Source organism: Bacillus sp. B2-WWTP-C-10-Post-4 (genome assembly GCF_009183805.1).
Classification (GTDB): domain Bacteria; phylum Bacillota; class Bacilli; order Bacillales; family Bacillaceae_G; genus Bacillus_A; species Bacillus_A cereus.
Genome location: NZ_WEII01000157.1, coordinates 1 through 7,078 on the forward strand (window position 1 = coordinate 1; position 7,078 = coordinate 7,078).

A 7,078-nucleotide genomic window follows, 5' to 3' on the forward strand; every position below is an offset into this window, starting at 1 on the left:
CTCCAGTTCCGTTGTCTGTTCCCGTTCCGCCTCCTGGGTTTCCTCCAGTTCCGTTGTCTGTTCCCGTTCCGCCTCCTGGGTTTCCTCCAGTTCCGTTGTCTGTTCCCGTTCCGCCTCCTGGGTTTCCTTCAGTTCCGTTATCTTTCCCTGTTCCGCCTCCTTGGTTTCCTTCATTATTGCCTGTTGTGTTTTCCATTTTTTTGATAATAGGCGTTTTAGCATTGTGTACTAACGGCATTATGCCATACTGTGATTTATGAACCACATTTTCCACCTTGCTATTTTCCGTTTGTGTTCCTTTATCTTCTTTGTTAGGTTTTTCTTTTTCAGGACTAGTTTCTTTTTTATGAGTCCCACTCAATTCCCACTGCCACATTACAGGAGAGAAAACATCTATATTGATGTTTGGATCTTTTAACTTCACATGCAGATCAATCTTTATATCCCCTTCATTACGAGGAGCTATTGTAATTTCTCCTTCTTCGCTTTGAAGAAAATCACTTGTACGATCCTCACCATCAATATGTAAGAATCCTGTACTTCCATCTAGTTCAAATTCTTCTGGAATCTTTATCTTCAAAATTTGCGGGGATTCCATTTTAATTACTTTCGCAGTATCACTAAATGTAGTTCCATCCTTATAAAGTCTATCCTTTACTTCTTTAATAGCGTTTCCTAAAGATATTTTATTTACAGGATCATAATAAAAATTATTTTCTTTATTATATTTTTTTGTAAATTGAATTACATTTTGCAGTTGTAATTTCGTTGCATCTGGCAAATCACTTTGACCGATTTCTTCCATGTTTAAACTAGGTAATTTCGCAATTAAATTCTCGATTTGTTTCTTTATTCGAGCATCTGGTTGTTTCATTAATGTATTTATGAAAATTTCTTGCTTTCCATCATTCGACATAGATTGCTTTAACTTCTTAATTACCGTCTCTTGAATATCACTTTCTAACTTTCCTGCAAGTTCTGTATCATATTCAGATACTTGTTTTTTTACATCTGCTAAATATTTTTGAACTGCTGCAGCATCAGTTAAAATATTTGGTTCTTTCTCTGAAAACGTAAATTGATTTGAAATACTTTTATTAGCGGATTCCAATGCACTTAATTGCTTTAAAGCATCGCCTGTATTCATATCATTCATATATTGATTAAATTGATTTGTGAAATTATTCGCTAATAAATTGTTATCAGTTTGCATTTTTTGAAAGTTATTAAAACCATCTAAGTACGTACTGTTAGATTTATTCCCTTCATCTAACGCTTGACCGAAACCTTTTAAAACATCCTGAAATCCTTTGAAACTATTAACAGAAACACCTGTATAATCTTGTACTGTTTTAAATTGATTTGTGTAATTTGCTAACGGACTATGTATATCTTTTTTATACATAGTTGTTTGAACGTTTCCTTTTTCAATTATTTTACCTATATTATCTTGTGCACCTTGTAGCTTACCGATAATACTCGCAAAATAAACGTCGATTATTTGCTTATTGAAATCTTCTAAAATAACAGAAGCTGTATTTTCTGCCTCAGCTTTCAAATCCTTATTCCCAGTTGCATTTACTTTGTAGTTTAACGTTAATTTCTCTGGAATCTCTGAATCAATCGCAACTGCCTTCCTAGAAAAATCATTTGGAATAACAATCATCATATTGTAATTATTATTTTTCAATCCATTTTCTGCTACCCCGCGGCTAACTACGTACCATTCTTGTTTCGTATTTTTATTTACATTTTTAACAAATTGATCTCCAAACGCTATTTTATTGCCCTCAAATACAGTGCCCTGATCTTCATTTACCAACGCAACTGTCATTTTTGGTGTAGTATTCTCATTAGCTTTCTTAACATTTTGATTTAATGCTAAATAGGAGACCCCTGTTGATAGTACAAGAGCTAAAATAATAAACAACAAGATGCTCCATTTGAACTTTTTCACTACTTATCACTCCTGCGACTGCGAGTCTATCTAATGAAAGACTTCGTATCTTACTCTAGTTTTAAAGTAATTTAGCCATACAACGTATGGTTGCATGGCTAAATTATATATTTCTTTTTATCTGTCTTATTGTAGACCGAAATTACGAGAAAGATCTTCGTCATGTCTAGCAACAGCTTCTGCAGTTTTATTAAGCTGCATATTAATTTCTTGTAATAGCTGTGCGAAGTTTTGTACTTTTGGCTTTAATTGATTGAACTGTTGGTCAAAACCTTCGAAAGCACGACCTTCCCATTCTCCTCTTAATTCATTTTGTAAGTTTTGTAGTTGACGTAAAATGTCCTCAATTTGATTTGCACCTTGTCCATATCGAGTCGCTTTCGATTTAAGCTCCTCTGGTGACATACGAATTTGTCCTGCCATTATTAAATCCCCCTTAAAATTAAAAAATAGTAAAATTAACCAATAATCAATTCTACAAATTGATTATATCAATAATTTAAAAATTTCTAAACAAAAAAATGATATTTTTCCAAAATTTCTCTTTTACTATAATAACGATATATTGTATAATACTAATTTATTTGTTTTTAAGCACACTCTATAAATCTACTATAAAATAAAGGCAAACCATCTATTTTATACTTATTCGCTTTAAATTCCAGCGATAAAGTAGCCACTAAATCATTATTTTCTCTTCTCTCATTCAGACTATTCTACTCACTTCAAAGTCATAATTACCTGCCTTTCAACAAACCCAAACTCTTCGTACATCTCTTTTGCAAAATTCCCAGCAAATACATTCAACCGAATTTCTGAATACTTCTCCTTTAATTCCTTAATACCAGCTTCCATCAGTTCTCGCGATAATCCTCTCCCGCGATATTCTGGGAAAACGTACAATTCATATATAAATCCAAGTTTTTCACGAGAAAAATAGTCTGTATTTTCCCCTATTAATATCCATCCCATTACTTTATTTTTTTCTTTAACGATTAAATAGTATGCTCCTTTTTCTACAATCGGCTTTGTAATCTCAATTGCTTTCTCGGTACTTAATTGACAATTCCCTCTCGTCCCTTCAAAAAGCGATTGAGCCGAATATTTTAATATTTCATTGGTATCTTCTTGATTCGCCTTAACAATCATTTTTCACAACTCCCCTTGAATAATAGGCATTACTATCGCTTGTTCAAGATTCTCCGCTTCCATAACAATTGCTGTTAATCCGTGTTCTGTACTTGTTTCATGGAGCTCTCCCTTTTCCCAAAACACAGCTTGTCCCGCCTCTATCTTTATCTTTTCTTTATTTACCCCACATACATATCCAGCTCCTTCCACAATAAGAAGCAGTTGAGATACAACTGCTTCATGATTACCGATGATTCCATTCTCGTGTAAATGCATAGCACCAATATGTATATTTCCTCGATGGTTTACTATTTTCGACATGATGAAATTAGATTGAAATACTGATAGGTGCTTTCCTACTTTTTCACTAAAATCAAAAATTTTCATTACTAGTTCTCCTTATACGTATAAAACCATCCTTACTGTCTGCATCATATGTCCTTCAAAGTCTTCTTCAAATTGCTCTAATTCAGCAAAACCTTTCGCTTCATAAAAGCGTTTTCCTTTTTCATTTGCTGCTTCTACATGTATGTACAATTTCCGTATCCCATTTAATGCTTTAATTCCTTTTTGTAATAAAGCACTTCCGATCCCTTTTCCTTGCTGATCTGGTAACAGATAAATCGCACCTAATTCCGCTTCGTTTTGTAGTCTAACAGGTGAAAAGTTCGCAAACCCTATTACTTCTCCTTCTTCTTCCGCAACGAATAAATGTGTATTTTTAAGACGATATTTCATTTTTTCATCAGAGTATGCCTCATCTAAAAAGCTATCTTGAATTTCTCTTGGAATAATGCCTTCGTATGTATCATGCCAAGCTATTTTTGCTACTGATTGTACAGCGTGAATGTCTTCTTGCTTCATTTCTCTAATTATATATGTCATCTCGATGTCTCCATTCTCTTTAAATTATATTCTGCTAATATACTAGAAGAAACGGCAAAACCATTTTCATAATTCATCTTAATTAATTTTAATTTCTCAATTGAAGCTGTTGCAAAATCAAACTTTCCATAAATATATTCCATTACACTTAAAAACTGCTTTGTATGTAATCTATTTGCAATTGTACAATGCGGAACCCATTTTCCCGGTACGTAATATGAATTTGGGTTGTCATGAAAAGTTTTAAAATAATCATGATAAGAATAATGAAGTTTTAACAATTCATCAGTAACGGTCGGCGCTAGAAAGACCGTTCCATTAGTAGGAAAAATTCCAACAGAAGGAAAAGTTACTGCGTCCATATTTTCTTGAATAGCTACAAACTTCCCTAGTTTCTCAGTATACAAATGGACATCTAACTCATTATAATCCGCAATCGTTATATGAGGTTCTACTCCAGCTAATTGATTTGTTCCAATTACATTTGTTAATTCATTTTGCAATTCTGTAATTTTATTAGTAAACACACGATCAAATGTAGCAATAATAGCGTACAATCTTTCTCACCCCTTCATTACACATAGTGCTTCCCATTCTTCACGAATCATGCCCATTCGAATAGAATCATAGTATGTTCCGTTATAATAACGACACTTTCGCATTCTACCTTCTAAGCTCATTCCTATTTTCTCCGCTACTTTCATCATTCGTTCATTGCCAGACCAAGTCGTGATTCCTACTCTACCAATCTCCATTTTTTCAAATAGCAAATCTCTATATAATGTCAATGTTTCTGTACCGTATCCACCATTCCAGTATGTTGGGTCATAAATCACAAGCCCCATCTCTAACCAACACGTCGGTTTGTATTCCCAATAAAACCCGACTGTCCCAATGATTTGACCGTTATTTTCTATAATTAAATTTGACAGTGGTTCTTCTTTCAAACGAGTTTGCATCTTCTCTTTATAGGAAGAGTATTCTTGCATTGAGAACGGGAAATATGGCGCATCCCATTTCTTCCATTCTGGGCTTTCTTCTTTAAATATGATATTCCATAATGTTTTTATATCCGATTCTTCTATTGTACGAATTGTAACTTTCTTCCCCTTTAATACAACGTTTTGCATAATTCCCTCCTGCATTCCTCTTTATTTCATATATAATTATAATATTTTTTCAGAAAAATCAAAACTAATATCATTTATTATATTGTATAATTTTGTTATTAGATAACAATTATTGATTTAGAAAGCTGGTGATTCAGTGAAGAATCGATTTAGTATTGCTTTATTTCTCACTATTGTTACGACAAATATTATTCTATATTTCTTCTTACCATCAAATATTGTTACGAAATGGGACTTTAATGGAACGCCTACATCAACAATGGATAAAAGCACTTTTGTAATCGTAAATATAATTATATGTTCCTTCTTATTCTTTGTATTTTTAGCTTTATCTAAAGCAGCGAGTAACCAGAAATTTCTCCATTGGATCGGCAACACAATGTTACTATTCTTATTTTTTGTCGATATTGTCATCGCCCTCATCGCTCTTGGCTTTTCACTTCCTCTTGATCATTTCATATTTTTAGCATTAGGGCTTTTATTTATATTAATAGGTTATTTCAGTTCCAAAATTGATACGACTAAATCAACCGTTTCATTAGAATGGAATGATAAGTACCTTGAAAAAAGAGCTTCAAATATTAGTAGTATTTCAATGATGATAGCAGGTATTTTTTTAGCGATACTTCCTTTTATCGTTTCTGCTCCCTATAGAGGTTATGGCATACTAGCAATTCTTTTAGGAATGACGCTTATCATTCTGCCAAGTACGATTTATTTACTTATTAAAGACAGCAAGCAATCTACTCCTTTAAAAAAATAGGAGGTTATATCCCTCCTATTTCAGCTTAATGTTTTATTTTTCACTTTTTCTATCTCAACTAAAATCCCTTTCTCTATCCAACCCTCTACGCCATCTTTTTTAATTAAATCATATCCTGAACAGCTATCATCAATGAGAGAAACGATATCTCCCTTCCTAACGCTTATTTGCGCACAAGAAATATCGGTTTTCACTGTATATTCACCTGACTTAAGTTGTTTCATATATTCATTTTTTACAGTGAGCACATTATTCGTTTCCTTTTGTTTACATACGGTGTAATCTTGCATCTTCTCGATAGGCTCTATGTAATAATACGGATATGTCACTCCGCCCTGCATTTCTGAATTCGCATTAAAATCCGCTATTACTTCGTACTCTGGAAAATAGTCTACATATGTATAAGAAAACGTATCGCCCGTTTGTTTCCTCTGAATAATAAATACGTTTAATTGCCCTGCTTCTTTAATTGCATTTCCTCCATCAATTGCAATAATTTTTTTCTCCTTATCAATAACTGGATTATTAGACGGTGCTTCTTCAGAATAGTTCACGACAGGCCAATGACCGACTATTACATACTTATTTGCTTTATGTGATTGATTGAAAAACTCCGGCATTGCTATCGCATTTTTGCGCTCAGTTTCTTTCCAATCTACTCTATCTTCTAGACCGGCATGCACAAAAATATAATCTTCTGTTTCAATCGCCGTTGGCAACTCTGTTAGCCAATATAGTTCTTGTGAAAATTCACTTAACAATGCTTCTTTCACTTCACGAATTGAAGTGCCCTCATTAACTGAAAAACCCAATTGCTCTAGCCATTCATTAAAAATTGAATGCTTCCTCGTACATAAATAATTAATAAGACCAGGATTTTCATTTAGAAGAGCATCAACTAAAACTTCACAATTCCCTTCAACAACGTGAACCTTTGAATTGTTCTTTACAAGATTCATAACGTAGTTTACTACGCCTACGCTATCTCGTCCTTTCTCGCAAAGATCTCCATTAATAATTAAATAATCTTCATCTTTAAAGTTAACTTTATGTAGTGCTTCTTTTAAAAGATTTAATTCTCCATGAATATCCGATATGACGATAACTCTAGCATCATTAGGGATTGATAGTTTCTTTATTTTTTTCAAGTATAAGCGCTCCAATCATTCTCTTTATTAAATTAAAACTATTCGACAAAATACACTATATAAC

At 33.1% G+C, this 7,078-nt stretch carries 9 protein-coding genes; 1 reads left to right on the forward strand and 8 read right to left on the reverse strand.

Annotation, left to right across the window (positions count from 1 at the left end):
• The 7 genes from esaA to GBN78_RS27605 form a co-directional block, all read right to left on the reverse strand.
• On the reverse strand, positions 1-1,957 hold a 1,957-nt coding region (esaA, locus tag GBN78_RS27575), incomplete at its 3' end, for a type VII secretion protein EsaA (RefSeq protein WP_152127921.1).
• A gap of 126 nt (positions 1,958-2,083) precedes the next feature.
• Complete coding sequence (locus tag GBN78_RS27580; RefSeq protein WP_000918601.1) at positions 2,084-2,380, reverse strand: WXG100 family type VII secretion target; 297 nt, start codon at positions 2,378-2,380, stop codon at positions 2,084-2,086.
• Positions 2,381-2,677: 297 nt separating this feature from the next.
• Complete coding sequence (locus GBN78_RS27585; protein ID WP_000635650.1) at positions 2,678-3,106, reverse strand: GNAT family N-acetyltransferase; 429 nt, start codon at positions 3,104-3,106, stop codon at positions 2,678-2,680.
• A 3-nt stretch (positions 3,107-3,109) separates the two neighbouring features.
• The gene (locus tag GBN78_RS27590; protein ID WP_000688082.1) at positions 3,110-3,475 is read right to left on the reverse strand and encodes a cupin domain-containing protein; all 366 of its coding nucleotides are present in this window, start codon (positions 3,473-3,475) and stop codon (positions 3,110-3,112) included.
• A gap of 12 nt (positions 3,476-3,487) precedes the next feature.
• A complete protein-coding gene (locus GBN78_RS27595; protein WP_000221048.1) occupies positions 3,488-3,973 on the reverse strand; it encodes a GNAT family N-acetyltransferase in 486 nt (161 codons plus the stop codon).
• Positions 3,970-4,530: a 2'-5' RNA ligase family protein gene (locus GBN78_RS27600; protein ID WP_000270888.1), complete on the reverse strand. Its 561-nt coding sequence runs from the start codon at positions 4,528-4,530 to the stop codon at positions 3,970-3,972. The genes GBN78_RS27595 and GBN78_RS27600 overlap by 4 nt, the downstream gene beginning before the upstream one ends.
• 6 nt (positions 4,531-4,536) lie before the next feature.
• Positions 4,537-5,103 carry a GNAT family N-acetyltransferase gene (locus GBN78_RS27605; protein ID WP_152127922.1) on the reverse strand — a complete coding sequence of 189 codons (567 nt, stop codon included), beginning with the start codon at positions 5,101-5,103 and terminating at the stop codon, positions 4,537-4,539.
• A gap of 136 nt (positions 5,104-5,239) precedes the next feature.
• Between GBN78_RS27605 and GBN78_RS27610 the strand changes: the two genes are divergently transcribed.
• Positions 5,240-5,866 carry a DUF1648 domain-containing protein gene (locus GBN78_RS27610; protein ID WP_009326850.1) on the forward strand — a complete coding sequence of 209 codons (627 nt, stop codon included), beginning with the start codon at positions 5,240-5,242 and terminating at the stop codon, positions 5,864-5,866.
• 20 nt (positions 5,867-5,886) lie between these two features.
• On the opposite strand, the gene GBN78_RS27615 is transcribed toward GBN78_RS27610, so the two are convergent.
• Complete coding sequence (locus tag GBN78_RS27615) at positions 5,887-7,014, reverse strand: metallophosphoesterase (protein WP_000721387.1); 1,128 nt, start codon at positions 7,012-7,014, stop codon at positions 5,887-5,889.
• Positions 7,015-7,078: the final 64 nt, after the last annotated feature.

Coding starts and splice junctions, on each gene's coding strand:
- GBN78_RS27585 (WP_000635650.1), bottom strand. CDS start 3,106: ATGATTGTTAAGGCGAATCAAGAAGATACCAATGAAATATTAAAATAT.
- GBN78_RS27595 (WP_000221048.1), bottom strand. CDS start 3,973: ATGACATATATAATTAGAGAAATGAAGCAAGAAGACATTCACGCTGTA.
- GBN78_RS27590 (WP_000688082.1), bottom strand. CDS start 3,475: ATGAAAATTTTTGATTTTAGTGAAAAAGTAGGAAAGCACCTATCAGTA.
- GBN78_RS27605 (WP_152127922.1), bottom strand. CDS start 5,103: ATGCAAAACGTTGTATTAAAGGGGAAGAAAGTTACAATTCGTACAATA.
- GBN78_RS27580 (WP_000918601.1), bottom strand. CDS start 2,380: ATGGCAGGACAAATTCGTATGTCACCAGAGGAGCTTAAATCGAAAGCG.